Source organism: Acidovorax sp. LjRoot204, from assembly GCF_056175785.1.
The window spans coordinates 24,410-47,844 of record NZ_JBGFFF010000012.1; the positions used below are offsets into that span (position 1 = coordinate 24,410).

Sequence of the window (23,435 nt, forward strand, 5' to 3'; positions counted from 1 at the left end):
GAACGGGCCTCCTGCGATCAGGATAGCAAGTTGTGAGCCCACCCCCGCCCAACACCCCTGGCGGCGCTGCGCCATCGGCCCCGAATCAGTCGTCCCGTGGCACCATGCGGTGCTGCCAGTAGTGCTCGCCCGTGTCGCGTTCGCAGGCCACCTGCCCAGGCTGCGACGAGGACCAGCGGGCGGCCCCGCAGCGCGACGATTCCACCACCGCAATCTGGCGCGTACGGTAGCGCTGCAGCACATCCGGCGCCGGATGACCGAAGCGGTTGCGATAACCAGCCTGCACCAAAGCGGTGCGCGGCTGGACAGCCTCCAGAAAAGCCGCCGACGACGAGGTCTTGCTGCCGTGGTGCGGCACCAGCAACAGGTCGGCCCGCAAGGGCGCACTGCGCGCCAGCAAGGCTTGCTCCTGCAGTGCCTCGATGTCGCCCACCAGCAGGGCCGTCCCGCCCTCGGGCCCGGCGGCCGTGATGCGCAGCACGCAGCTGAGTGCATTGGGACGCGGGGCCTTGGCCGCCACAGGGGCGTCGTCACCGGGCAGCGGATGCAGCACCTCAAAAGCCACGCCATCCCACTCCCAGCGCTGGCCTGCCAGGCAGGGCCTGCTGGGGCGCAGGCGCTGCAGGGCGTGCTCGGCTTCGATGGAGCCGGTCAGTTCGGCGCGTGGCTGCTGGGCCAGCACGGCCGCTGCGCCGCCCGTGTGGTCGGCATCGCGGTGGCTGAGCATGAGCACATCCACCTGCTCCCCCAGCGCCCGCAGCAGCGGCACCAGCACGCGGTGGCCCGCATCGCTCTCGCGGCTGAAGCGCGGCCCCGCGTCATACAGCAGGGTGTGCGTGGCCGTGCGCACCAGCACGGCATTGCCCTGGCCGATGTCGGCGGCCAGCAGCTCCAACTGCCCCGCAGCCGGCCGCTCGGGCTGCCACCACAACACCGGCAGCAGCAGGGGCAACGCCAGCAAACGCAGGCGCCAGGGCAGGCGCATGGCCAAGAGCGCGCCCCCTGCCACCGCCGCCACACCCGCCCACAGCGGCGCGGCAGGCAAAAACACAGCGGCCCAGGGCCACTGCGCCAGCCACTGCAGCAACGCGGTGAACGGCTGCAGGCTGAGGGCCGCCGCACTCCACAGCGGCGCCCACAACACGCCCCCCAGCGCCAGCGGCGTGACCACCAGCGTCACCCAGGGGATGGCCACCAGGTTGGCGACGAGACCCACCAGCGACACCTGGCCAAACAGCAGCAAGCCCAGGGGCGTGAGCGCCAGCGTGACCACCCACTGCTCGCGCACCAATGCATAAAAATGGCCTGTAGCGCCAGTGCTACTTGCCCCTGTAGCTATTGGATTAGTAGCAAATAGCACCCCCACAGCCACAAAGCTCAGCCAGAAACCTGCCTGTGCCAGCGCCCAGGGGTCCAGCACCACCACGGCCCCACAGGCCAGCAGCCACACCTGGGGCCAGGGCCAGCGGCGCCCGCTCAGCTGCAGCAGCCCCACGATGGCCAGCATGGTCACGGTGCGCTGCGCAGGCACGCCCCAGCCGCTGAACAGGGCGTAGGCCGTGGCCAGCAGCACACCCGACACCAGTGCGGCGGATTGCGCAGGCACCGCCAGGCTCAACCGGGGCGAGCGCCGCCACAACGCCCGCACCACCAGCGCCGCCAGCCAGGCGAACAGCGTGATGTGGAGACCCGAAATGCTCATGAGGTGGGCCACCCCGGTGGCACGGAACACATCCCAGTCTGCACGGTCAATGGCACGCTGGTCGCCGGTGACCAGCGCCGCCACCACGCCCGCCGTGCGCGTGCGGGTGGGGTCGGCGATGTCATTGCCCGAGCCATCCTGCCCGAATACCAGGCGCTCCAGGATGGCGTCCCGCACACGCTGGCGCAACTGCTCCACCGGGTACTGCCAGGTGGCGGCCACACGCACCGGCGGCTCGTCCTTGGGGCTCGCGCGCACGTAGCCCGTGGCCTGCAGGCCCTGCTCCCACATCCACAGTTCGTAGTCAAAGCCATGCGGGTTGCGCAGGCCATGGGGCGCCTTCAGGCGCACGGTGATCTGCCACCGCTCGCCCGCACGCACCGGGGCGGGCTGGCGCTGCAGGTCCAGCACCTCGCCCGCACCGCCGAAAGCGCCGCCATACCAGGCCACATCCACCAGGGGCGGCAAGGACACCGGCGCGCCTTGCAGCGTCGCTCCCTCCACCACCATGCGCCAGCGGGTGCCCGCCTCGTTGATCTGCGACATGGCGGCCACCACGCCGGTGATGCGCAGGTCCTTGCCCTCCAACGCTGCCGGCAATGCCTGTGCCTGGTAGGCCACGGCCCGCAGGCCGGTGCCTCCCGCCATGGCCAGCGCCCCCGCCAGCAACATCAGCCAGGGCGCCATGGCGATGGCACTGCGAGCCCAGCGAAGCCCTGGGCGCCGCCGCGCGGCGGCCACCACACCACCGCCCAGCAGCAAGCCAGCCGCCAGCAGCCACCCATAGGCCGCAGCGGACCACAGCGTGGGCTGCTGCAGCTGCAGCGCAGCCCCGGCCACCACGCCCAGCAACACAGCGGGCAGCAGCCACGGACGCGGGGGCAATGGCCCCTCCACGCCCCAGCCTGTGGCGGACAGCGTCGTGGCATTAGAGGCGCTTATGGCGGACATGCGCTGATGCTAATGCGCCGCCAGGGCCTGCCACGTCGGCGCGATGGTGGGGTGCTGTGTAACACTTACCGCGCTCGGCGGCCTGCGCACCAGACCGCTCTCGTCTATCCACCCACACTTCCTAACGAGGACCACCATGAGCGTTTACGACAAGCTGAAAGAACTCAACATCACCCTGCCCCCCGTGTCGGTGCCTGCCGCCGCCTACGTGCCCTATGTGCAGACGGGCAACCTGGTGTTCCTGAGCGGCCACATCGCTCGCAAGGACGGCAAGCCCTGGGCTGCACAGTTTGGCCGCGACATCGGCACCGAAGAAGGCAAGCAGGCTGCGCGTGCTGTGGCCATCGACCTGATGGGCACGCTGCAAGCCGCCTGCGGCGGCGACCTGAACCGTGTCAAACGCATCGTCAAGGTCATGAGCCTGGTGAACTCCACGGGCGACTTCACCGAGCAGCACCTGGTGACCAACGGCGCCAGCGAACTGCTGGGCCAAGTGTTTGGCGAGAAGGGCGTGCACGCCCGCAGCGCCTTCGGCGTGGCCCAGATCCCCATGGGCGCGTGCGTGGAGATCGAACTGATCGCCGAACTGGCCTGACAGACCGCGCGCCCCAGCAAAAAACCCATGGCATCACTGCCATGGGTTTTTTGTTGCCTGTGCAGCGCAGGGTCCCGCCGCCTGGGCCTGCGGCAGCCGGGGGCACCCACCTCAGCGTGTCAGAAAGATTCCCAGTCCTCTTCCGCCCCGGCCGTGGCACCGTGCTTGGCGCCTTGCTTCACGCCTGCCGATGATGCAGGCGATTTCGCCGGTGCCGCCGGGGCACTCGCAGTGCTGATGCGGGCTGCAGGGGCACCGCCCGCAGTGGCGGACGCTGCGGGCTTGTTGCGGGTGGCGGGCATGGCGGTTGTCGCCTTGGCCGCACCGCGCGCGACCCCAATGGCGGCCTGCGCAGGCCCGTAGCTGGCGGCGTTGACCTTGAACATGGATACCTCGCGCGCCAGGTGATCGGCCTGCTCGCGCAGGCTTTGTGCTGCCGCAGCGCTTTCTTCCACCAGGGCGGCGTTCTGCTGGGTCATCTGGTCGAGGTTGCTGATCGCCTTGTTGACCTGCGACACCCCCGCGCTCTGCTCGGACGATGCGGCGGTGATCTCGCCGATCATGTCGGTCACGCGCTGCACCGACTGCACGATGTCGGTCATGGTCGTGCCCGCATCGGACACCAGGCGCGAGCCGGTCTCCACCTTCTCCACCGACGCGCTGATGAGCTGCTTGATCTCCTTGGCCGCCTCGGCACTGCGCTGGGCCAGGCTGCGCACCTCACTCGCCACCACGGCAAAGCCCCGGCCTTGCTCGCCGGCACGCGCGGCCTCCACCGCCGCATTGAGCGCCAGGATGTTGGTCTGGAACGCAATGCCGTCGATCACGCCAATGATGTCTGCGATCTTCTTGCTGCTGTGGTTGATGTCCTCCATGGTGGCCACCACCTGGGTCACCACCTCGCCGCCCCGGCGCGCCACGCCGGTGGCACCCGCTGCCAGGCTGCTGGCCTGCTGGGCGCTGCCCGCGCTTTGCTGGATGGTGCTGGTGAACTCTTCCATCGCGGCGGCCGTCTCCTGCAGGTTGCTGGAGGTCTGCTCGGTGCGGGCCGACAGGTCCTGGTTGCCGGTCGCGATCTCTGCGCTGGCGATGGCAATGCTGTCCGTGCTTTGGCGCACCTGGTGCACCATGCGCCCCAACGCATTGCTCATGGCATAAAGCGAGCGCAACAGATCGCCAAACTCGTCGCTGCGCGTGACAGCCTCCTGCAGGCTCAGGTCGCCACCTGCAATGCGTTCGGCCAGTCCATTGGCCTGGGCCAAGGGCCGCTGAATGCTGCCAATCAGGTAATACGCCCCCACGATGATGGCCAGCAGCAGCAGGCCCACGGCCACCGCGGCGATCTTGACGGTGAGCATGCGTGAGGCTGCCATCGCCACCTGCGTCTCTGCGGCGTTCTTCTGCAGTTGGGCCACAAACTCGCGCAGAGCAGCGAGGTAGGCCGCCACGGAGGGGTTGTACTTCTGGTTGATCAGCGTCACGGCCTGATCTTGCTGACCGTCACTCTTGAGCTTGCGGGCCTCGCCACGCAGATCGATCATGGTCTTGCGGGCGGCCGCAATCTTGTTCATCTGGGCCTTGTCGGCGTCGGACAAGGCCATGGATTCGAGCGACTTCTGCACCTCGCTGATCTGCGCCGACGTGGCCGCAATGACGTCCTTGAACTCGGCTTCCACCGCTGGGTCGTTGCTCACGATCAGCGCCTGGGTGCGCGCTGCATTGGTTTCGGTCAACCCCGACCAGCGCAGGGCGGCCTGAACCCGCGCCTCCATGTCCTTGCTCACGGCATCGGCCTGGGCTTGCACTTTTGCAGAGCGGTAGGCCGCAAACCCCACCACGGCGACCAGCATGACCACGATCAGAATCACAGCCAGCCACAGCTTGTGGGCCATCCTCAATTGTTTAGGCATGGAGGTCTCCTGGAGTGTGTTTGTCACGAGATGTTGCTCGCTTTCCGACAATTGCACAAACCAGGAGCGGCCGCATGAGGGTCATCCCCAAGCACGATCGGAGGCGCCGCCAAACGCACCGGGTGCGGCAAACCCGTTTCGCGCACCCCGCTCCACTGGCAGCGGCGACGATTGAAGCGGCAAAAAAACGCAGCGATACGGCCCCGGCCGAGCGCTGCGCCGCAGGCAATGCTGCAGTTCGGGTGTGGCTGCAGGACGCGGCAACAGCGCCGGAGGCGTCGTGTGAGCTGTCCTTACTCGACGCGCGTCACTGTCGTGGGCTTGAAGCCCAGGTCTGCTGCCTTGCCCTTGCGGCCGCGCGCGGCACGGGCGTTGTTCAGGCTGCGGATCTCCAGCGTCTCATCACGCTGCTTGCCGCCCCGGCCCACGCCATCGAGGCGAATGCTGCGCGTGTAGGCCGCCGCGCCTGCGAGCTGGTCCTTGTCTTCCAGGTCGATCAGCATCAGCCCCCGGCCGCCATTGGCCATGGTTTTCAGCTGGGTGATCTCGAAGGTCAGGATGCGCCCGCCCGTGGACGCGCAGGCCACGTGCGTGGCCGGCAGCACCGGTTTGCTGCCCGTGGTGCCCGCAGCGTGTGATGGCACACACACGGTTTCGCCCTCGCCCAGGGTAAGGAAGGCCTTGCCGCCCTTTTGGCGCGAGACCATGTTTTCCACCGCCGCCAGAAAGCCGTAGCCGCCCGAGTTGGACAACAGCAGCGTGGCGTTGGCTGGCCCCGCAAAGTAGTGCAGCAGTTGCGTGCCCGATTCCAGCTCGATGAGCGTGGTCACCGGCTGGCCGTCGCCACGCGCACCGGGCAGCAGCGACACGGCCACCGAGTAAACGCGGCCATTGCTGCCAAACGCCAGCAGGGTATCCACCGTGCGGCACTCGAACGTGCCGTACAGCCCGTCACCTGCCTTGAAGGCAAAGCTGGCGGCCTCGTGGCCATGGCCGGTGCGGGCGCGCACCCAGCCTTTTTGCGAGACGACCACGGTCACAGGCTCGTCCACCACCTTCACCTCGGCCACGGCCTTTTTCTCGGCCTGGATGAGGGTGCGGCGTGCGTCGGCAAAGGTCTTCGCGTCCGCCTCGATCTCCTTGACCATGGTGCGGCGCAGCGAGCCGGGGTTGTTCAGGATGTCTTCGAGCTTGCCCTGGCTTTCGCGCAGTTCTTTCAGCTCTTGTTCGATCTTGATGGCTTCGAGCCGTGCGAGTTGGCGCAGGCGGATTTCGAGGATGTCCTCGGCCTGCCGGTCGCTCAGGTTGAAGCGCGCGATGAGCGCGGCCTTGGGCTCCTCGGCCGCACGGATGATCGCGATCACCTCGTCGATGTTGAGCAGCACGGTCTGCCGCCCTTCGAGGATGTGGATGCGGTCCAGCACCTTGTCCAGCCGGTGCTGGCTTCGGCGGGTGATGGTGGTCTGGCGGAAAGCAATCCACTCTTCCAGCATCACACGCAGCGACTTCTGCACGGGCTTGCCATCGAGCCCCACCATGGTGAGGTTGATGGGGGCCGAGGTTTCCAGGCTGGTGTGAGCCAACAGGGCGGTGATCAGCTCCTGCTGCGGGGTCTTGCCCGTCTTGGGCTCGAACACCAGGCGCACGGGCGCGTCTTTGCTCGATTCGTCGCGCACCACATCCAGCACAGCCAGCATGCTGGCCTTGAGCTGGGTCTGGTCTTGCGAGAGCGCCTTTTTGCCGGCCTTGACCTTGGGGTTGGTGATTTCCTCGATCTCTTCGAGCACCTTTTGCGTGCTCACGCCGGGCGGCAACTCGTTCACCACCAGCTGCCACTGGCCACGCGCCATGTCTTCGATCTTCCAGCGCGCGCGCACCTTGAGGCTGCCACGGCCGGTGCGGTAGGCATCGGCAATGTCGCCCGCGCTACTGATGATCTGGCCGCCGCCGGGGTAGTCCGGGCCGGGCACCAGCGCGAGCAGGTCTTCCTGGCTCAGCGAGGGCGTCTTGATGAGCGCAATGCAGGCGTCGGCGATCTCGCGCAGGTTGTGGCTGGGGATTTCGGTGGCCAGACCTACGGCAATGCCGCTGGCGCCATTGAGCAGCGCGAACGGCAGGCGTGCGGGCAGCTGGCGCGGCTCCTCCGTGCTGCCGTCGTAGTTGGGCATGAAATCGACCGTGCCTTCGTCGATCTCATCCAGCAGCAGGCTGGTGATGCGCGACAGGCGGGCCTCGGTGTAGCGCATGGCCGCAGCGCCGTCGCCGTCGCGGCTGCCGAAGTTGCCCTGGCCGTCGATCAGCGGGTAGCGCTGGGCAAAGTCCTGCGCCATGCGCACGAGCGCGTCATAGGCCGACTGATCGCCATGCGGGTGGAAGCGGCCCAGCACATCGCCCACCACGCGGGCGCTCTTGACCGGTTTGGCGGCCGTGTTGCGCGTGGGGCCGCTGTAGCCCAGGCCCATGCGGTCCATCGAATACAGAATGCGCCGCTGCACGGGCTTGAGGCCGTCGCACACGTCGGGCAGCGCGCGGCCCTTGACGACCGACAGTGCGTACTCCAGGTAGGCACGCTGGGCATAGCCCGCCAGGCCCAGGGAGTCGCCCCCGTCATCGCCTGCGGTGGTGAAATCGAGAGTGGGTTGGTCGCTCATTCGTTGGGTACAGTTTCTGGATTCACGTTCTGGGGAGCGGTGGGTGTCTGCGCCACGCGGGTGGGCGGCAGGTTGCCCCGGTTCTGCGCGCCGCCCGACAGCTCCATGCGCACGCGACCGGGCAGCGCACGCTGGGCCAGCACCGGCGCCGGGGGCTTGAGCTGGGCATACAGGCCCAGCACGGTGCGCACATAGTTCTGGGTTTCCCTGAAGGCCGGTATCTGGTTGCCCGCCTTTTGCACCGCGCCTTCGCCGGCGTTATAGGCGGCCACGGCCAGGTCCATGCGGCCAGGGAACAGGTCCAGCAGGTAGCGCAGGTAACGGGTGCCGGTGGGCACGTTCACGGCGGGGTCGGCGAGCTTTTGCTCGACCGAGCGCTTCTTGTCCGCATTCACACCAAAACGGCTGGCCGTGGCGGGCATGACCTGCATCAGGCCCACGGCGCCTTTGGGCGACACGGCGGCGGCGTCAAAGCCGGATTCGGTGGCGATCACGGCCTGCAGCAGCTCGTAGTCCACACCATGTTGGCTGGACGCAGCGCGCAGGTGGTGCTTGACGCGCTTGTAGTCCGGCGCAATGTCAAAAAACGCCAGCAGACGCGCACCCGCTACGGGAAGCGCATAGGGCATGGGCGATGCATTGGCCGGTGCATCGCGGGTGGAGTCGAAGTCGTTGCCCCGAAAAAACAGCTGGTAGCGCGCATCGACCTGCTCGGACGCAAAGTGCGTCACGCCGCGCTCATCCACATGCGCCCACAGGTCTGCATGGGCCGTTTGCTGCAAAAAACAGAGCAAACAACCCAATAAGTACCAGCGCATGACGCCATTCTTGTTTGGATTCCTCATGGCAGACCTGTCGGACAGCCCTCGGTCAGATATCGATCTCCACCGCGTCGCCATGCAGCTCCATGAGCTCGCGGCGCGCGGCGGCCTCGCCCTTGCCCATGAGCTTGGTGATGAGGCCTTCGGTGGCGGCAAAGTCCACATCCCCCAGCTGCACGGGCAGCAGGCGGCGGGTGTCGGGATTGAGGGTGGTTTCCCACAGCTGCTCGGCGTTCATTTCGCCCAGGCCCTTGAAGCGGCTGATCTGGCACTTCTCGCGTGCCACACCATCCTTGGCGCATTTGTCGAGGATGGCCGTCAGCTCCCCATCGTCCAGCGCATACATCTTGGCCGCAGGCTTCTTGCCGCGCGCAGGCACATCCACGCGAAACAGCGGTGGGCGCGCCACATAGATGTGGCCGGTCTCGATGAGCTTGGGGAAGTGGCGGAAGAACAGCGTGAGCAGCAGCACCTGGATGTGCGAGCCGTCCACGTCGGCATCTGACAGGATGCAGATCTTGCCGTAGCGCAGACCGCTCAGGTCCGGCGTGTCGTTGGGGCCATGCGGGTCCACGCCAATCGCTACCGAGATGTCGTGGATTTCGTTGTTGGCAAACAGGCGGTCGCGCTCGACCTCCCAGGTGTTGAGCACCTTGCCGCGCAGCGGCAGGATGGCCTGGCTTTCCTTGTCGCGGCCCATCTTGGCGCTGCCACCGGCCGAATCGCCCTCCACCAGAAAGACCTCGTTGTGGGCGATGTCCCTGCTTTCGCAGTCGGTGAGCTTGCCCGGCAGCACAGCCACGCCCGAGCCCTTGCGCTTTTCAACCTTCTGCCCGGCCTTCTGGCGCGTCTGCGCGGCCTTGATGGCCAGCTCGGCCAGCTTCTTGCCGTAATCAACGTGCTGGTTCAGCCACAGCTCCAGCGCCGGGCGTACGAAGCCGCTGACCAGGCGCACGGCGTCGCGCGAGTTCAGGCGCTCCTTGATCTGGCCCTGGAACTGCGGGTCCAGCACCTTGGCCGAGAGCACATAGCTGGCGCGCGCAAACACGTCCTCGGGCAGCAGCTTCACGCCCTTGGGCAACAGGCTGTGCAGCTCGATAAAGCTCTTGACCGCGTTGAACAGGCCGTCGCGCAGGCCACTTTCGTGGGTGCCACCCGCGCTGGTGGGGATCAGGTTGACGTAGCTCTCGCGCATGGGCTGGCCGTCTTCGGTAAAGGCCACCGCCCAGGCCGCCCCTTCGCCCTCGGCAAAGCTCTCGTTGCCGCTGTCGGCAAAACCCTCGCCTTCAAACAGCGGGATGACCGGGTCGCCGGTGAGCGTCTGCATCAGGTAGTCCCGCAGGCCGCCCTTGTACTGCCAGGTCTGCGTGTCGCGGGTTTTTTCGTTGACCAGCTGCACCGTCACGCCGGGCATGAGCACGGCCTTGCTGCGCAGCAGATGGGTCAGCTCGCCCATGGGCAGGGCACTGGATTCGAAATACTTGGCGTCGGGCCACACGCGCACCGAGGTGCCCTGCTTGCGCTCGCCCGCCTCCAGCGGGCGGGCGACCAAAGGCTCGATCACGTCACCGGCGGAGAACACCAGGCGCGCCGCCTTGCCTTCGCGGTAGCTGGTGGCCTCCAGCCGGGTGGCCAGGGCGTTGGTGACCGATACGCCCACGCCGTGCAGGCCGCCCGAGAAGCTGTAGGCACCGCCCTTGCCCTTGTCGAACTTGCCACCCGCATGCAGGCGGGTGAAGACCAGCTCGATCACTGGCGCGTTTTCTTCTGGGTGCAGGCCAAACGGGATGCCCCGGCCGTCGTCCTCCACACTGACCGAGCCATCGGCGTGCAGGGTGACGCGGATCTTCTTGCCGTGGCCGGCGAGGGCCTCGTCGGCGGCGTTGTCCAGCACCTCCTGGATGATGTGCAGGGGGTTGTCGGTGCGGGTGTACATGCCCGGGCGCTGCTTGACGGGCTCCAGGCCCTTGAGCACGCGGATTGAGCCTTCGGAGTATTCGCTCGCGGAAACAGAAGAGGGTTTGGCTGCCATGGGGCGGATTGTAGTGCGGCACCGCAGCAATAGCTGGATAAATAACCAGCCCTCCAAACCGCTGCGCCAAGCGCTGCAGTTTCTGCCGCCCCCACCGCCAACTGTATTGGTCGCGGGTGTATCAGCGCGTTTCGCCCAATCTGGCTACATTCCTGCGCATGCATATGAATCCTCCCAAACTATCCATGTTCCAGGTGCTGGCGTGCGGCGCGGCCATCGTGACCCTGTCCATGGGCACCCGCCACGGGTTCGGGCTGTGGCTTCTCCCCATCACCCAGGAAATGGGCTGGACGCGCCAGTCGTTCGCCCTGGCCATCGCCATCCAGAACCTGTCCTGGGGCGTGATCGGGATTTTTGCGGGCATGGCGGCCGACCGGTTTGGGGCCTTCCGCGTGCTGCTCGGCGGTGCAGCCCTGTATGCCCTGGGCCTGGCGGGCATGGCGCTGTCGCCCACGCCCATGCTGTTTGCGCTGACGGCCGGTGTGCTGATTGGCGCGGCGCAGGCGGGCACCACCTATGCGGTGATCTATGGTGTGCTGGGGCGGCAGATTGCGCCCGAAAAACGCTCCTGGGCCATGGGCGTGGCAGCGGCTGCGGGTTCGTTCGGGCAGTTCCTGATGGTGCCGGTCGAAGGCTGGCTGATTGCAGGCCTGGGCTGGCAGCAGGCCTTGCTGGTGCTGTCGATGGCAGTGCTGTTGATCGTGCCGCTGGCCTTTGGCCTGCGGGAGCCGGGTTTCAAGGGCTCGGCACCGGTCAAGCGCGAGCAGACCATTGCGCAGGCGCTGGGCGAGGCCTTCCGCTACCCCAGCTTCAACCTGCTGATGGCCGGTTACTTTGTGTGCGGCTTTCAGGTGGTGTTCATTGGCGTGCACATGCCCAGCTACCTCAAGGACCATGGCCTGTCGCCCCAGGTGGCCAGCTATGCGCTGGCGCTGATCGGACTGTTCAATGTGTTTGGCACCTACATCGCGGGCACGCTGGGCCAGCGCATGCCCAAGCGCCACATCCTCGCTTTCATCTACTTTGCCCGCGCGGTGGCGATCAGCATCTTTTTGCTGGTACCGCTGTCGCCGCTGTCGGTGTACGTGTTCTCGGCGGCGATGGGCGCGCTGTGGCTGTCCACCGTGCCGCCCACCAACGCCACCATTGCACAAATCTTTGGGGTGCAGCACCTGTCCATGCTGGGCGGCTTTGTGTTCTTCAGCCACCAGATCGGCAGCTTCCTGGGCGTCTGGCTGGGCGGCTATCTGTATGACGCCACCGGCAGCTACGATATCGTCTGGTACATCGCGATCGGCCTGGGCATTTTTGCCGGGCTGGTGAACCTGCCAGTCAAGGAAAGTCCGATCGCGCGCAACAGCCCCCAACCCGCCTGACCCGTTTGTCCCCGCATGAGCGACACCACCCCGCCCCGCAAACCCGCGCCGCGTGCCCTGCGCTGGCTGGGCGGTGCCGTGGCCGTGCTGCTGTGCCTGGTGGTGTTTGGCTTGTACACCGTGCCCGAATTCATGGTGCTGCTAGCCGACCAGATGTGGGCATGTTTTTGACACTCTCTGCAGGCTTTTGAAGCGTTTTTGGCAGCAAGCGCTAGTGAATCATGCGCTGACAGCTATCATTTTTATAGTCCTATGCACGGTATGCACGGTACAGAAGCCCCTTCGGAATGGGTGCGGCGCTGGAGCCACCTGATCGCCCCCCACAGCACCGTGCTGGACGTCGCCTGCGGCGCAGGGCGCCATCTGCGCCATCTGCGGGAACTGGGGCACACCGTGGTCGGCGTGGACCGGTCCGCCGAGGCGCTGGCCGCCTGCGAAGGGCTGGGCGAGCTGGTGCAGGCTGACATCGAAAACGGCCCCTGGCCTTTTGCAGGCCGCCAGTTTGGCGGCGTGGTTGTCACCAACTACCTGTGGCGCCCCTTGCTGACCACCATCGTGGCCAGCGTGGCGCCGGGCGGGGTGCTGTTCTACGAAACGTTCGCCCAGGGCAACGAAACCGTGGGGCGCCCGGCGCGGGCGGAGTTCCTGCTCGCGCACGGCGAACTGCTGCAGGCATGCCAGGACCTGCGCGTGGTGGCTTATGAGGACGGCTTCATCGACGAACCCGCGCGTTTCGTGCAACGCATCACGGCCGTACGGGAACTCCCGCAGGCGGGTGGACCCTCACGACATCTTTTGTCTACCGGGGCTAGTTAGAATGCCCTTTTACCGTTTACCACTGCGGACATGACTTCTTCTTCCGTGCCACTCACCGGCAGCATCGTCGCCCTCGTCACTCCCATGCACGAGGACGGTAGCGTGGACTACCCCACCTTGCGCAAACTGATCGACTGGCACATCGCCGAAGGCACCGATTGCATCGGCGTGGTGGGCACCACGGGCGAGTCCCCCACGGTGAACGTGGAAGAACACTGCGAAATCATCCGCGTAGCCGTGGAACAGTCCGCCAAGCGCGTGCCCATCATGGCCGGCTGCGGCGCCAACTCCACCGCCGAGGCCATTGAGCTGGCCAAGTTCGCGCGCGGCGTGGGCGCCGACAGCCAACTGCAGGTCGTGCCCTACTACAACAAGCCCACCCAAGAGGGCCAGTACCAGCACTTCAAGGCGATTGCAGAAGCCACGGGCGACCTGCCCATCGTGCTGTACAACGTGCCCGGCCGCTCGGTGGCCGATATGCAGCACGACACCGTGCTGCGCCTGGCCCAGGTGCCCGGCGTGATCGGCATCAAGGAAGCCACTGGCAACATCGAGCGTGCCCAGTGGCTCATCCGTGACGTGCCCAAGGGCTTTGGCGTGTACTCGGGCGACGACCCGACCGCCGTCGCCCTGATGCTGTGCGGCGGCCACGGCAACATCAGCGTGACGGCCAACGTGGCCCCGCGCCTGATGCACGAGCTGTGCGTGGCGGCACTGGCCGGCAACGTGCAACGCGCCATGCAGATCCAGTTTCAGCTGATGCCGGTGCACAAGCACCTGTTTGTCGAAGCCAACCCCATTCCGGTCAAGTGGGCCATGTCCCACATGGGCCTGTGTGGTGGCACCATGCGCCTGCCCATGACGCCCCTGGCCAGCAGCAACGAGGCTGTGGTCGAGTCGGCACTGCGCACCAGCGGCCTGATCTAATCCGGGCTTTGCGCCCGCTCTCAGAGACACTTCCCAAGGATTTCCGCGTGAAAGCTGCTACCACCCGCCTGAGCCTGCTGGCTCTTGTCATGGCCCTGTCCGCCTGCTCCACCAGCATTCTGGAGGGCGACAAGATCGACTACAAGAGCGCCGCCAAGGGCTCGTCACTGGAAGTCCCCCCGGACCTCACCCAGCTGTCACGCGACTCGCGCTACGCCATGCCAGGTGGCTCGGTGTCTGCCGCTGCCATGCAGGCAGGCCAGGCCGCGCAGCCGTCGGGCAACGCCAACGCGGCGGCCCTGTCGCTGGGCGACGTGCGGATCGAACGAGACGGCAGCCAGCGCTGGCTGGTGGTCAACCGCCCCGCCGACAAGCTGTGGGAGCCCGTGCGCGACTTCTGGCAGGAAAGCGGCTTCACGCTGGCCCAGTCCGAGGCCAACGTCGGCATCATGGAAACCGACTGGGCAGAGAACCGCGCCAAACTGCCCCAGGATTTCATCCGATCCACCATTGGCAAGCTGATGGAGTCCCTGTACTCGACCGGCGAACGGGACAAGTTCCGCACCCGGCTGGAACGCAATGCCAATGGCAGTACCGAGATCTACATCACCCACCGCGGGATGGTCGAGGTCTATGGCAACGTCACCAAAGACAGCACCGTCTGGCAGCCCCGCCCGTCAGACCCGGAACTCGAAACCGAATTCCTGCGCCGCCTGATGGTCAAGCTGGGCGTCAGCCAGGAGCAATCCAAGGCAGTGGCCGCAGCACCCGCGGCGCGTGCCCAGGCCGCCCGCATGGCCACGGTCAACAATGTGCCGGTGGTCCAGCTGGACGAGGGCTTTGACCGGTCCTGGCGCCGGGTGGGCCTGGCCCTGGACCGCACTGGCTTCACCGTGGAAGACCGCAACCGCAATGAGGGCACGTACTTCGTGCGCTACGTGGCTCCGGACACCGTGAAGAAAGAGCCTGGCTTCTTCAGCAAGCTCTTCAGCTCCACCTCCGCAACACCTCCGCTCAAGTACCGCATCGTGGTGCGCAGCCAGGGTGAGTCGACCACCGTGTCGGTGCTCAATGAGGCTGGCGCCCCCGAGTCCTCGGCCAATGCCGAGCGCATCGTGCGCGTGATTGCTGACGATCTGAAATAAGAGCCGGCCGCAGGCCGCCACCCACACCTCTGGAGCCCCCTCCGCCTTCTGGCGGACGGTGGCTCTGGTTTTTTGGGCCGCCACAAACCCATCCTTTCGCTCCGCCATGCTTCGATTCAAGAACCTGGGCAGCGGCAGCACCGGCAATGCCACGGTCGTCGAAGGCCGCAGTGGCAGCCAGGTTCGCCGCCTCCTGATCGACTGCGGGCTCGGCATCCGGCAGCTGCAAGCCCGTCTGGCGCAAGCGCAGTTGCAGGTGGAAGACCTGGACGCCCTCTTCATCACCCACGAACACTCGGACCACATCGGCTGTGCCCAGACCGTGGCGCTGCGTTTTCGCATTCCCGTGTGGATGAGCGAGGGCACGTACGCGGCCCTCGGTGCGCCAGACTTGGACGGCTTGCTGCGGGTGGCGCACGACATGGAAGCGATTGACATGGGCGCGTTCGAAGCCCGCCCCTTCACCGTGCCCCACGATGCCCGGGAGCCGCTGCAGCTGCGGTGCTCCGACGGCGCCGCACACTTGGGCGTGCTGACCGACCTGGGCCACGCCAGCCCCCATGTGCTGCAGCAGCTGCAGGGATGCCACGCCCTGTTGATCGAGGCCAATCACGACCCCGACATGCTGGCCGCATCCCGCTACCCACCCTTCCTGAAACGCCGCGTAGGCGGGCTGTACGGCCACTTGGCCAACCCGGCGACGGCGGAGATCCTGCGTGCGGTGCAGCACGACAGCCTGCGGTGCGTAGTGGCAGCGCACCTGAGTGCGCAAAACAACCTCCCCGCACTCGCCCGCCAATCGCTCGCCGCCGCGCTGGGTTGGGCGGACGAGGAGATCCAGGTCGCCAGCCCCACCGAAGGCACTGATTGGCTCGACGTCAACCCTTGATGGCCCAGACCGGGCGTCCATAAATGTCTCACCCTGGCGAAGGGCATAAAAAAAGCCCCGGACCTTGCGGTGCGGGGCCGTGGCACAGGCCGACCTTGAGGTCAGCCCAGAGCCTGCAGCGATTTACTTGGCTGCGGAAGCGCCGGTAGCGGCGGTGGCAGCAGCGTCAGCAGCAGCCTTGGCAGCGTCAGCGGCAGGAGCAGAAGCGTCAGCAGCAGGTGCAGCGGCGGCAGGAGCAGCAGCGTCGGAAGCGGCAGGAGCTGCTGGCTCGGCGGCGGGAGCAGGTGCTGCGGCAGGAGCTTCCACAGGAGCGGGTGCTGGAGCGGGTTCTTCCTTCTTGCCACAAGCGGCGAGTGCAGCAGCAGCGATCAGGGCGGCCAGAACGAGAGAGTTCTTCATTTCGATTTTCCTATTTGGACAGACAGAATCTTGAAAAGCCACGGCGTCAGGCTTCCTGAGCCCATGCACGCATTGGCACAATGCACTTGGTTGCACCTTTTTGGGCACAGCCGCAGATTATATTGGTATTTAGTCAATACTGACTAACACTGACGAAAGCTTTACGCCAGCTTGACTTTGCGCAGTATCCCTCCGGGCGCGACTGCCGCGTGGCGCCATGCCAACGGGCGCTCCCCAAAGTGGGGCAAAGGCTACAGACCCAGTGTGGTGGAGGGAAAGCCGGGTGCGCTCTTGCTGCGCACCCATTCGTTGAGTGTCTCGTGCAGCAGCACCCGGCGATCGGCCTCGCTGCCGGTCACCCCCACGCAGCGCTCAGGATCGAGCCGGTGCAGCACCCATTGCGGCGACCACAGCGCGCTGGGCAGGTCCAGCGGGTCGGCGGCCGGGCTGCGGCGGCAGGTGATGATGTGGTCCCAGGTACCGCGCCAGCGCACAAAGCGGGCATGGCGGCGGATCACGTCGTCGTAGCTGCAGGCCAGCATGGTGAAGCGCCGGCCGCTGCGGGCCCAGTCCTGCAAACACTCGACCACCGCACGCTCGCCCAAGGGCCAGTCATGAAAGTGGGCATCGCTGATGAAGATCTCTTGCCAGCCGTCCCGCGCCGCCGTTGCAATGGCGTCGCGCACCAGTTGCTGAAACGCCTCACGTCCGCTGAATCGCCCACTGGGCAAGTCACGCAAAGGCTCGGCGGAGGGGGTTGCTGTGTCGGTCATCACTGGCTCCTGGTCAGTATCAGCCGGCCCAGGCATGGGCCCAGCCCGCATCGCACCACGACGAAAGCAGCTCCAGCGCGTCGTCGCTGGCCCGTGCCAGATCGCGTGCCGACAGTTGGCGCTCATCGGCCAGGCGCCGCATCAGTGTGGCGTCGCGCCCCGCTGCGCGGTAGCTTTCGCCGTTGATGAAGATGTGCTGTGTGTCGTACATCATGCGGCTCTTACGGTCCAGCCGCACCCCTTCCAGCATCACCTTGGGGTCACCAGGCTCAAACCACACGCTGGGCTTAGGCTCGGTCAGGTACTCGCCCAGCGCGCGTTCCAACACCAGGGGCTGAGCCAGCGCGCGCGACAGCGCCTCACGCGCAAAGTCCTGCAGCCCGGCAGGAATGTGCGCCGGCTGCGCCACCGCGTCCTGTCCCGCATCACGGTACAGCAACGGGTGGTCATCCTCCCCGGCATCTTCCGCCAGACGCACCAGCAGCTCTTGCGCCAGCTCGGCGCGGGCCGGTGCGCGAAAACCGATGGAGTAGGTCATGCACTCGCCTTCGGCAATCCCGTCGTGGGCATAACGCGGGGGCAGGTACAGCATGTCACCCGGCTCCAGCACAAACTCCTCCTCGGGTTCGAACTGGGCCAGCACCTTCAAGGGAATGCCGTCGCGCAGCGACAGATCCTTTTGGCGCCCGATGCGCCAGCGCCGCTTGCCGTGCGCCTGCAGCAAAAAGACGTCATAACTGTCGAAATGGGGCCCTACGCCACCGCCGTTGCTGGCGTAGCTGATCATGAGATCGTCCAGCCGCGCCTCGGGCACAAAACGAAACTGCTGCATCAGCGCATGCACCGCGTCGTTGTGCAGATCGACGCCCTGTACGAGCAGCGTCCAGTCAGGCTGCTGCAACGCAGGCAGCGCACGGCGGTTGAAGGGCCCGTGGCGCAGTTTCCAGGCGCCTTTGATCTGTTGCACCAGGCGGGACTCCACACCCTCCTGCCCGGCCAGCGCAAACAGCTCGGCCCGCAGCACCGGAGGCGCAAACTGCGGGATGGCTTGGCGCACCAGCAAGGGCTTCTTCTGCCAGTGGCGGCGCATGAATTGCGCGGGAGTGAGGCCGCCGAGCAGGGCCAAGGGTTGCTGAATGTCCATGGGGAAAGTGTTGCCCTTTTGCGGGGCCGTTGGTCAAACTGCGACAATTCTCCTATGGAAATTACCCAACAATGTGTGGTCGCACTGACCTGGACCCTGAAAGACACCCTGGGCGAAGAACTCGACGTACTCGACGAACCCGTGGAGTTTCTGGTGGGCGGTGATGATCTCCTGCCCCGTATCGAAGAGGCCCTGCAAGGCCACGGCCCTGGTACCACGCTGGCACTGCACCTCGAACCCGAGGACGCTTTCGGTGACTTCAATGACCAATTGCTGTTTCTGGAGCCCCGCGCCCTCTTCCCCGCCGAGATCGAAGAAGGGATGACGTTTGACGGCATGGCCCTGCCCGAGGGCTGCAACCCCGATGCCCCCCGCACGGCCCTCTACACCGTGGCCGAAATCTATCCCGAACATATCGTGCTCGACGGTAACCACCCGCTGGCGGGCATCGCGCTGCGCCTGCAACTGACGGTGCAGGCCGTGCGCGAAGCCACCGAAGAAGAAATCGGACGTGGCACGGCCGGAACCGGCTTCTTCCGCGTCCAGCCCCAGGCGCCAGGCAGCTCGTTGCTGCACTAAGTCCCACCAAAAGCACAACGGGCGCCCCGAGGAAACTCGGAGCACCCGTTTGTGAGGGCAGTGCGTCAGGTCACATGCGCGAAATCTGACCGTTGTACAGACGCACGCGATCGCCGATGCGCAGGTCACCCGGGCTGCTCACGTCATACACGCGATACCCCCCCTGGTCCAGCTGCACAGACAACCGGTATCCCTGCACATATTCCTGGTTGTTGCGCCCCTCGATGGCGTTGCCGGCCACCGCTCCACCCAACACGCCTACAGCGGTGGCTGCAGCACGACCCGTGCCCTTGCCCACCTGGTTGCCCAGAACGCCGCCCACCACCGCGCCCAGAACGGCACCAGTGCCGGTGGTCTGGCCTTGGCTGCGGCCCTGCAGGACCTCGATGTTGGACACGCGACCATATTCGGTGCCTGCCTGATTCTGCGGATAGGCAGGAGCCGTCTGGTAGCCACTCGAATAACCGCCGGAGTATTGCGGAGCAGGTGCCGGGCGGCTGTGGCCGCAAGCAGCCAGCGAAGCAGCCAGAACCACGGTGCCCACGAGGGCGAGGGGACGGGTGAATTGCATGTTCAATCTCCAGAAGTTGTTGGGGCAGGCACTGAAAAATCTCCGACGACCCAGAGCTCAATGCCCATGTACCGATTGGAACAACGCCTGAGGATGCCGCGGCGTAGACAAGGGGCCATCGCCATGTCGGTAACAGACCCATCGGAACGTAAGCGGGGTCTTACAACCCGGCCACTCACCCATCACGCGCTTGGAGCCCCGAGCGGTCCACCTCAGGACTTGCCTGTGGATCCGTAGCCCCCCTCACCCCGCTGCGTGGCCGCAAACTCGGTGACGACGTTGAACTGGGCCTGCACCACCGGAACAATCACCAATTGGGCCAGCCGCTCCATGGGCTCCAGGGTAAACGCCACATTGCTGCGGTTCCATGCGCTCACCATGAGCTGCCCTTGGTAGTCACTGTCGATCAACCCCACCAGATTGCCAAGCACGATGCCATGTTTATGCCCCAGGCCCGAGCGCGGCAAGATCAGTGCGGCATAGCCCGGGTCTTGCAGGTAGATCGCAATGCCGGTAGGCACCAGTTGCCAGGCGTTGGGCTGCAGGGTCAGCGGCGCATCCAGGCAGGCACGCAGGTCCAGCCCAGCGCTACCGGGTGTGGCGTAGGTGGGCAATTGGTCCGCCATGCGCGGATCGAGAATCTTCACATCTATCTTCACGGTTTCTTCTTTCCTGTTCCTATTCCTGTGCCACTGCGCTGCTGCGCCATTTGTCGCAGGCGATCCTGCAACGACTCCATCCCTGCACGACCACCCGGGGCCTGCGCACCCCCAGCCTGCGCAGCCGATTGCATCAGCCAACCCAGTCCCCACCACACCGCCCCCATAACCACCAGGCCTGGCAGCGAGCCCTGGCCAAGCAGGAACAGCACAATGCCATGCAACACCATCACTACCAGCAACACCGATCGCACCGTGCGCAGTGCGCCCGCGAGCGGCTGCATCAGCTGCAGCACATTGGGCGGCAGGACCTGAGGCAGGGAAGTCGCTGGCGCACTGGCCTTGGATGACTGAACGGCACCGTTGGTAGCGGCAGCACTTGCCTGTGCCGCTCGGGCCTTTTGCAAAGGCGCCTGGGCTGTCAGCCGCTCCACATAAGCCGCAAAGTCGCCATCGGGTGGCGTGTCCCAATCAGGCTTGGTGGCACCAGTTGTCATCACACCTCCCCACGGTGGTGGTCGTCAAGAACGCAAAGGTGGCAAACGCGCGGCGATCTCAGCGATAAGCTGCTGCGCCAGCACACGCTTGGACGCGCGAGGTAACTCGCGGTGGCCCTGCGCGTCCACCAGCAGCAGGGCGTTGTCGTCCTGCCCAAAGGTAGCGGGGCCAATATTGCCCACCAGCAAGGGGACGCCCTTGCGCGTCCTTTTGGCGGTGGCATGGGCCAGCAGGTCATGGCTTTCGGCGGCAAAACCCACGCAGAAAAGATCCCCTTCCAGCGCATGCGGCGACCGGGCTACGGTGGCCAGAATGTCGGGGTTCTCGACGAACTCCAGCGACGGGGACTGGCCCGAGCCGTCTTTCTTGATCTTTTGGTCGGACTGGTGGGCAGGGCGCCAGTCAGCCACGGCGGCGGTGGCAACAAACACCGAGGCGGCCTGGGCATGCCGCTCCACGGCCGCCAGCATCTCCTGGGCGGACTGCACATTGACACGCCGCACGCCGCGTGGCGTGGGCACATGCACCGGCCCTGCGACCAGGGTGACATCGGCACCCGCCTCGCGCGCCGCCCGGGCCACAGCAAAGCCCATCTTTCCGCTCGACAGGTTGGTGATGCCACGCACCGGGTCAATGGCTTCAAACGTGGGCCCCGCCGTGACGAGTACCGACCGGCCCACAAGGGTCTTGGGCGTGAAAAAAGCGATCAGCTCGTCCAGCAGCTCCAGCGGCTCCAGCATGCGGCCGTCACCCGTCTCGCCACAGGCCTGGTCACCATTGCCCACGCCCAGCACCACTGCACCGTCCTGCGCCACCTGGGCCAGATTGCGCTGCGTGGCCGGGTGCGCCCACATTTCGCGGTTCATCGCAGGGGCCAGCAACAGGGGCACACGCTGGGCGGGACGCGCCAGGCACAGCAGGCTGAGCAACTCGTCCGCCCTGCCCTGCACCAGGCGCGCAATGAAGTCCGCACTGCAAGGCGCGATCAGGATCACATCCGCGTCGCGGCTCAGGTTGATGTGGGGCATGTTGTTGGGCTCGCGCGCATCCCATTGCGAGCCGTACACCGTGCGGCCAGACAGCGCCTGCATGGTGACCGGGGTGATGAACTGCTCTGCCGCCTCGGTCATCACTACCTGCACGGTGGCGCCTTCCTTGATGAGCTGGCGGCACAGATCGGCTGCCTTGTAGCAAGCCACGCCCCCACTCAGACCCAGAACAATGTGTTTGCCAGCAAGCTCATTCATGGCGCGAATTTAGCAGACGGGGGTGACCCTACCCCCGGGGGTGTCGCCGGGGTGCCATCTATAATCCCAATTTCCCACCACCAAAAAAGACATGACCAAATTTGTCTTCGTCACCGGCGGTGTGGTGTCTTCCCTCGGTAAGGGAATCGCCTCAGCCTCCCTTGCCGCGATCCTCGAATCGCGGGGACTCAAAGTCACCCTCATCAAGCTTGACCCCTACATCAACGTAGACCCGGGCACCATGTCGCCGTTCCAGCACGGCGAAGTGTTCGTGACCGATGACGGCGCAGAAACCGACCTGGATCTGGGCCACTATGAGCGTTTCATCGAAACGCGCATGAAGAAAACCAATAACTTCACGACGGGCAAGATTTACCAGTCCGTGCTGGAGAAGGAACGCCGTGGCGACTACCTGGGCAAGACCGTGCAGGTCATTCCTCATGTCACCAACGAAATCCAGGAATTCATCAAGCGCGGCGCCGGCATTGGCACGCCCGATGCCGTGGATGTGGCCATCGTCGAGATCGGCGGCACCGTGGGCGACATCGAATCGCTGCCGTTCCTAGAAGCCGTGCGCCAGATGAGCCTGCGCATGGGGCCCAACAACGCGGCCTTCGTGCACCTGACCTACCTGCCCTGGATCGCGGCAGCGGGCGAGCTCAAGACCAAGCCCACCCAGCACACGGTGCAAAAGCTGCGCGAGATCGGCATCCAGGCCGACGCCCTGCTGTGCCGTGCCGACCGCCGTATTCCCGAGGAAGAGCGCGCCAAGATCTCGCTGTTCACCAACGTGCCCGAATGGGGCGTGATCAGCATGTGGGACGTGGACACCATCTACAAGGTGCCGCGCATGCTGCACGAGCAGGGCCTGGACGGCCTGATCTGCGACAAGCTGCGCCTGAACACCCCGCCCACCAGCCTCAAGCGCTGGGACGATCTGGTGCATGAGACCGAACACCCCCAGGGCGAAGTCACCATCGCCATGGTGGGCAAGTATGTGGACCTGTCGGACAGCTACAAGTCGGTCAACGAAGCCCTGCGCCACGCCGGCATGCGCAACCATGTGCGCGTGAAGATCGACCATGTCGATTCCGAGACCATCGACAGCGCCGATGCAGCCGCCAAGCTCGCCAAATACGACGCCATTCTGGTGCCCGGCGGCTTCGGCCAGCGTGGTGTGGAAGGCAAGATCGCCACGGCCCAGTTTGCCCGCGAGCGCAAGGTGCCCTACCTGGGCATCTGCCTGGGGATGCAGGTGGCCACCATTGAATACGCGCGCCACGTGGCGGGCCTCGCCCACGCCAACAGCACCGAGTTCGACCCCACCACGCCCCACCCCGTGATCGCCCTGATCACCGAGTGGAAGGACGCGGACGGCACCATCAAGAAACGCGACGAAAACTCCGATCTGGGCGGCACCATGCGCCTGGGCGCGCAAAGCTCGGACGTGGCCAAGGACACACTGGCCCACAGCATCTACGGCGATGTGGTGACCGAGCGCCACCGCCACCGCTACGAAGCCAACGTGAACTACCTGGACCAGTTGCGCAAGGCGGGCCTGGTGATCTCGGCGCTGACCCAGCGTGAAGAACTCACCGAAATCGTGGAGCTGCCGCAAACCGTGCACCCCTGGTTCATCGGCGTGCAGTTCCACCCCGAGTTCAAGTCCACGCCCTGGAACGGCCACCCGCTGTTCAATGCCTTCATCAAGGCGGCCGTGGAACACCAGCAAGCCGCGAAAAAAGCCTAA

At 65.8% G+C, this 23,435-nt stretch carries 21 protein-coding genes; 9 read left to right on the forward strand and 12 right to left on the reverse strand.

Annotated elements, in window-relative coordinates; translation table 11 throughout:
• Window positions 1-85 precede the first annotated feature (85 nt).
• The gene (locus AC04MI_RS04360) at window positions 86-2,653 is read right to left on the reverse strand and encodes a DNA internalization-related competence protein ComEC/Rec2 (protein WP_436077946.1); all 2,568 of its coding nucleotides are present in this window, start codon (window positions 2,651-2,653) and stop codon (window positions 86-88) included.
• A 136-nt stretch (window positions 2,654-2,789) separates the two neighbouring features.
• Between AC04MI_RS04360 and AC04MI_RS04365 the strand changes: the two genes are divergently transcribed.
• Window positions 2,790-3,248, forward strand: coding sequence for a RidA family protein (locus AC04MI_RS04365; RefSeq protein WP_008906002.1), 459 nt, complete (start codon window positions 2,790-2,792; stop codon window positions 3,246-3,248).
• Between the two features lie 119 nt (window positions 3,249-3,367).
• Here the strand turns inward: AC04MI_RS04365 and AC04MI_RS04370 are convergent, their stop codons facing one another.
• From AC04MI_RS04370 to AC04MI_RS04385, 4 genes are all read right to left on the reverse strand, one after another.
• Window positions 3,368-5,158 carry a methyl-accepting chemotaxis protein gene (locus AC04MI_RS04370; RefSeq protein ID WP_436077947.1) on the reverse strand — a complete coding sequence of 597 codons (1,791 nt, stop codon included), beginning with the start codon at window positions 5,156-5,158 and terminating at the stop codon, window positions 3,368-3,370.
• A 293-nt stretch (window positions 5,159-5,451) separates the two neighbouring features.
• Window positions 5,452-7,809, reverse strand: a complete 2,358-nt coding sequence (gene parC / locus AC04MI_RS04375) for a DNA topoisomerase IV subunit A (RefSeq protein WP_260666859.1) — start codon at window positions 7,807-7,809, stop codon at window positions 5,452-5,454.
• Window positions 7,806-8,654, reverse strand: a complete 849-nt coding sequence (locus tag AC04MI_RS04380) for a lytic transglycosylase domain-containing protein (protein WP_436077948.1) — start codon at window positions 8,652-8,654, stop codon at window positions 7,806-7,808. Before AC04MI_RS04380 ends, parC begins: the two co-directional genes overlap by 4 nt.
• A 25-nt stretch (window positions 8,655-8,679) precedes the next feature.
• Complete coding sequence (locus AC04MI_RS04385) at window positions 8,680-10,662, reverse strand: DNA topoisomerase IV subunit B (RefSeq protein WP_056061737.1); 1,983 nt, start codon at window positions 10,660-10,662, stop codon at window positions 8,680-8,682.
• Window positions 10,663-10,820: 158 nt separating this feature from the next.
• Between AC04MI_RS04385 and AC04MI_RS04390 the strand changes: the two genes are divergently transcribed.
• The 6 genes from AC04MI_RS04390 (at window position 10,821) to AC04MI_RS04415 (ending at window position 15,815) form a co-directional block, all read left to right on the forward strand.
• Complete coding sequence (locus AC04MI_RS04390) at window positions 10,821-12,038, forward strand: MFS transporter (protein WP_436077949.1); 1,218 nt, start codon at window positions 10,821-10,823, stop codon at window positions 12,036-12,038.
• 15 nt (window positions 12,039-12,053) lie between these two features.
• On the forward strand, window positions 12,054-12,209 hold the full coding sequence (locus AC04MI_RS04395) for a hypothetical protein (protein ID WP_165836555.1): 156 nt from the start codon (window positions 12,054-12,056) through the stop codon (window positions 12,207-12,209).
• Between the two features lie 90 nt (window positions 12,210-12,299).
• The gene (locus tag AC04MI_RS04400) at window positions 12,300-12,854 is read left to right on the forward strand and encodes a class I SAM-dependent methyltransferase (RefSeq protein ID WP_436077950.1); all 555 of its coding nucleotides are present in this window, start codon (window positions 12,300-12,302) and stop codon (window positions 12,852-12,854) included.
• A 30-nt stretch (window positions 12,855-12,884) separates the two neighbouring features.
• Window positions 12,885-13,781: a 4-hydroxy-tetrahydrodipicolinate synthase gene (gene dapA / locus AC04MI_RS04405; protein WP_436077951.1), complete on the forward strand. Its 897-nt coding sequence runs from the start codon at window positions 12,885-12,887 to the stop codon at window positions 13,779-13,781.
• A 47-nt stretch (window positions 13,782-13,828) separates the two neighbouring features.
• Window positions 13,829-14,926: an outer membrane protein assembly factor BamC gene (gene bamC / locus AC04MI_RS04410; protein ID WP_108498376.1), complete on the forward strand. Its 1,098-nt coding sequence runs from the start codon at window positions 13,829-13,831 to the stop codon at window positions 14,924-14,926.
• Between the two features lie 106 nt (window positions 14,927-15,032).
• Window positions 15,033-15,815, forward strand: coding sequence for an MBL fold metallo-hydrolase (locus AC04MI_RS04415; protein ID WP_099732049.1), 783 nt, complete (start codon window positions 15,033-15,035; stop codon window positions 15,813-15,815).
• A gap of 123 nt (window positions 15,816-15,938) precedes the next feature.
• Here the strand turns inward: AC04MI_RS04415 and AC04MI_RS04420 are convergent, their stop codons facing one another.
• The 3 genes from AC04MI_RS04420 to AC04MI_RS04430 form a co-directional block, all read right to left on the reverse strand.
• Entirely contained in the window at window positions 15,939-16,214 is a 276-nt protein-coding gene (locus AC04MI_RS04420) for a hypothetical protein (RefSeq protein WP_082522412.1), read from the reverse strand.
• A gap of 251 nt (window positions 16,215-16,465) precedes the next feature.
• Window positions 16,466-16,987 (reverse strand): hypothetical protein, encoded by a 522-nt coding sequence (locus AC04MI_RS04425; RefSeq protein ID WP_056061720.1) that lies wholly within the window; start codon window positions 16,985-16,987, stop codon window positions 16,466-16,468.
• A gap of 19 nt (window positions 16,988-17,006) precedes the next feature.
• Complete coding sequence (locus AC04MI_RS04430) at window positions 17,007-18,131, reverse strand: cupin domain-containing protein (RefSeq protein ID WP_192418780.1); 1,125 nt, start codon at window positions 18,129-18,131, stop codon at window positions 17,007-17,009.
• A 54-nt stretch (window positions 18,132-18,185) separates the two neighbouring features.
• Between AC04MI_RS04430 and AC04MI_RS04435 the strand changes: the two genes are divergently transcribed.
• Entirely contained in the window at window positions 18,186-18,710 is a 525-nt protein-coding gene (locus tag AC04MI_RS04435; RefSeq protein WP_436077952.1) for an FKBP-type peptidyl-prolyl cis-trans isomerase, read from the forward strand.
• A 70-nt stretch (window positions 18,711-18,780) separates the two neighbouring features.
• On the opposite strand, the gene AC04MI_RS04440 is transcribed toward AC04MI_RS04435, so the two are convergent.
• From AC04MI_RS04440 to coaBC, 4 genes are all read right to left on the reverse strand, one after another.
• Entirely contained in the window at window positions 18,781-19,281 is a 501-nt protein-coding gene (locus tag AC04MI_RS04440) for an outer membrane lipoprotein (RefSeq protein ID WP_056061711.1), read from the reverse strand.
• 212 nt (window positions 19,282-19,493) lie between these two features.
• Window positions 19,494-19,940 carry a dUTP diphosphatase gene (gene dut / locus AC04MI_RS04445; protein WP_015013334.1) on the reverse strand — a complete coding sequence of 149 codons (447 nt, stop codon included), beginning with the start codon at window positions 19,938-19,940 and terminating at the stop codon, window positions 19,494-19,496.
• Entirely contained in the window at window positions 19,937-20,437 is a 501-nt protein-coding gene (locus AC04MI_RS04450; protein ID WP_436077953.1) for a hypothetical protein, read from the reverse strand. The genes dut and AC04MI_RS04450 overlap by 4 nt, the downstream gene beginning before the upstream one ends.
• 24 nt (window positions 20,438-20,461) lie before the next feature.
• Window positions 20,462-21,685 carry a bifunctional phosphopantothenoylcysteine decarboxylase/phosphopantothenate--cysteine ligase CoaBC gene (gene coaBC, locus AC04MI_RS04455; RefSeq protein WP_436077954.1) on the reverse strand — a complete coding sequence of 408 codons (1,224 nt, stop codon included), beginning with the start codon at window positions 21,683-21,685 and terminating at the stop codon, window positions 20,462-20,464.
• Window positions 21,686-21,776: 91 nt separating this feature from the next.
• Here coaBC and AC04MI_RS04460 point away from each other — a divergent pair, with 91 nt between their 5' ends.
• Entirely contained in the window at window positions 21,777-23,435 is a 1,659-nt protein-coding gene (locus AC04MI_RS04460) for a CTP synthase (RefSeq protein WP_056743420.1), read from the forward strand.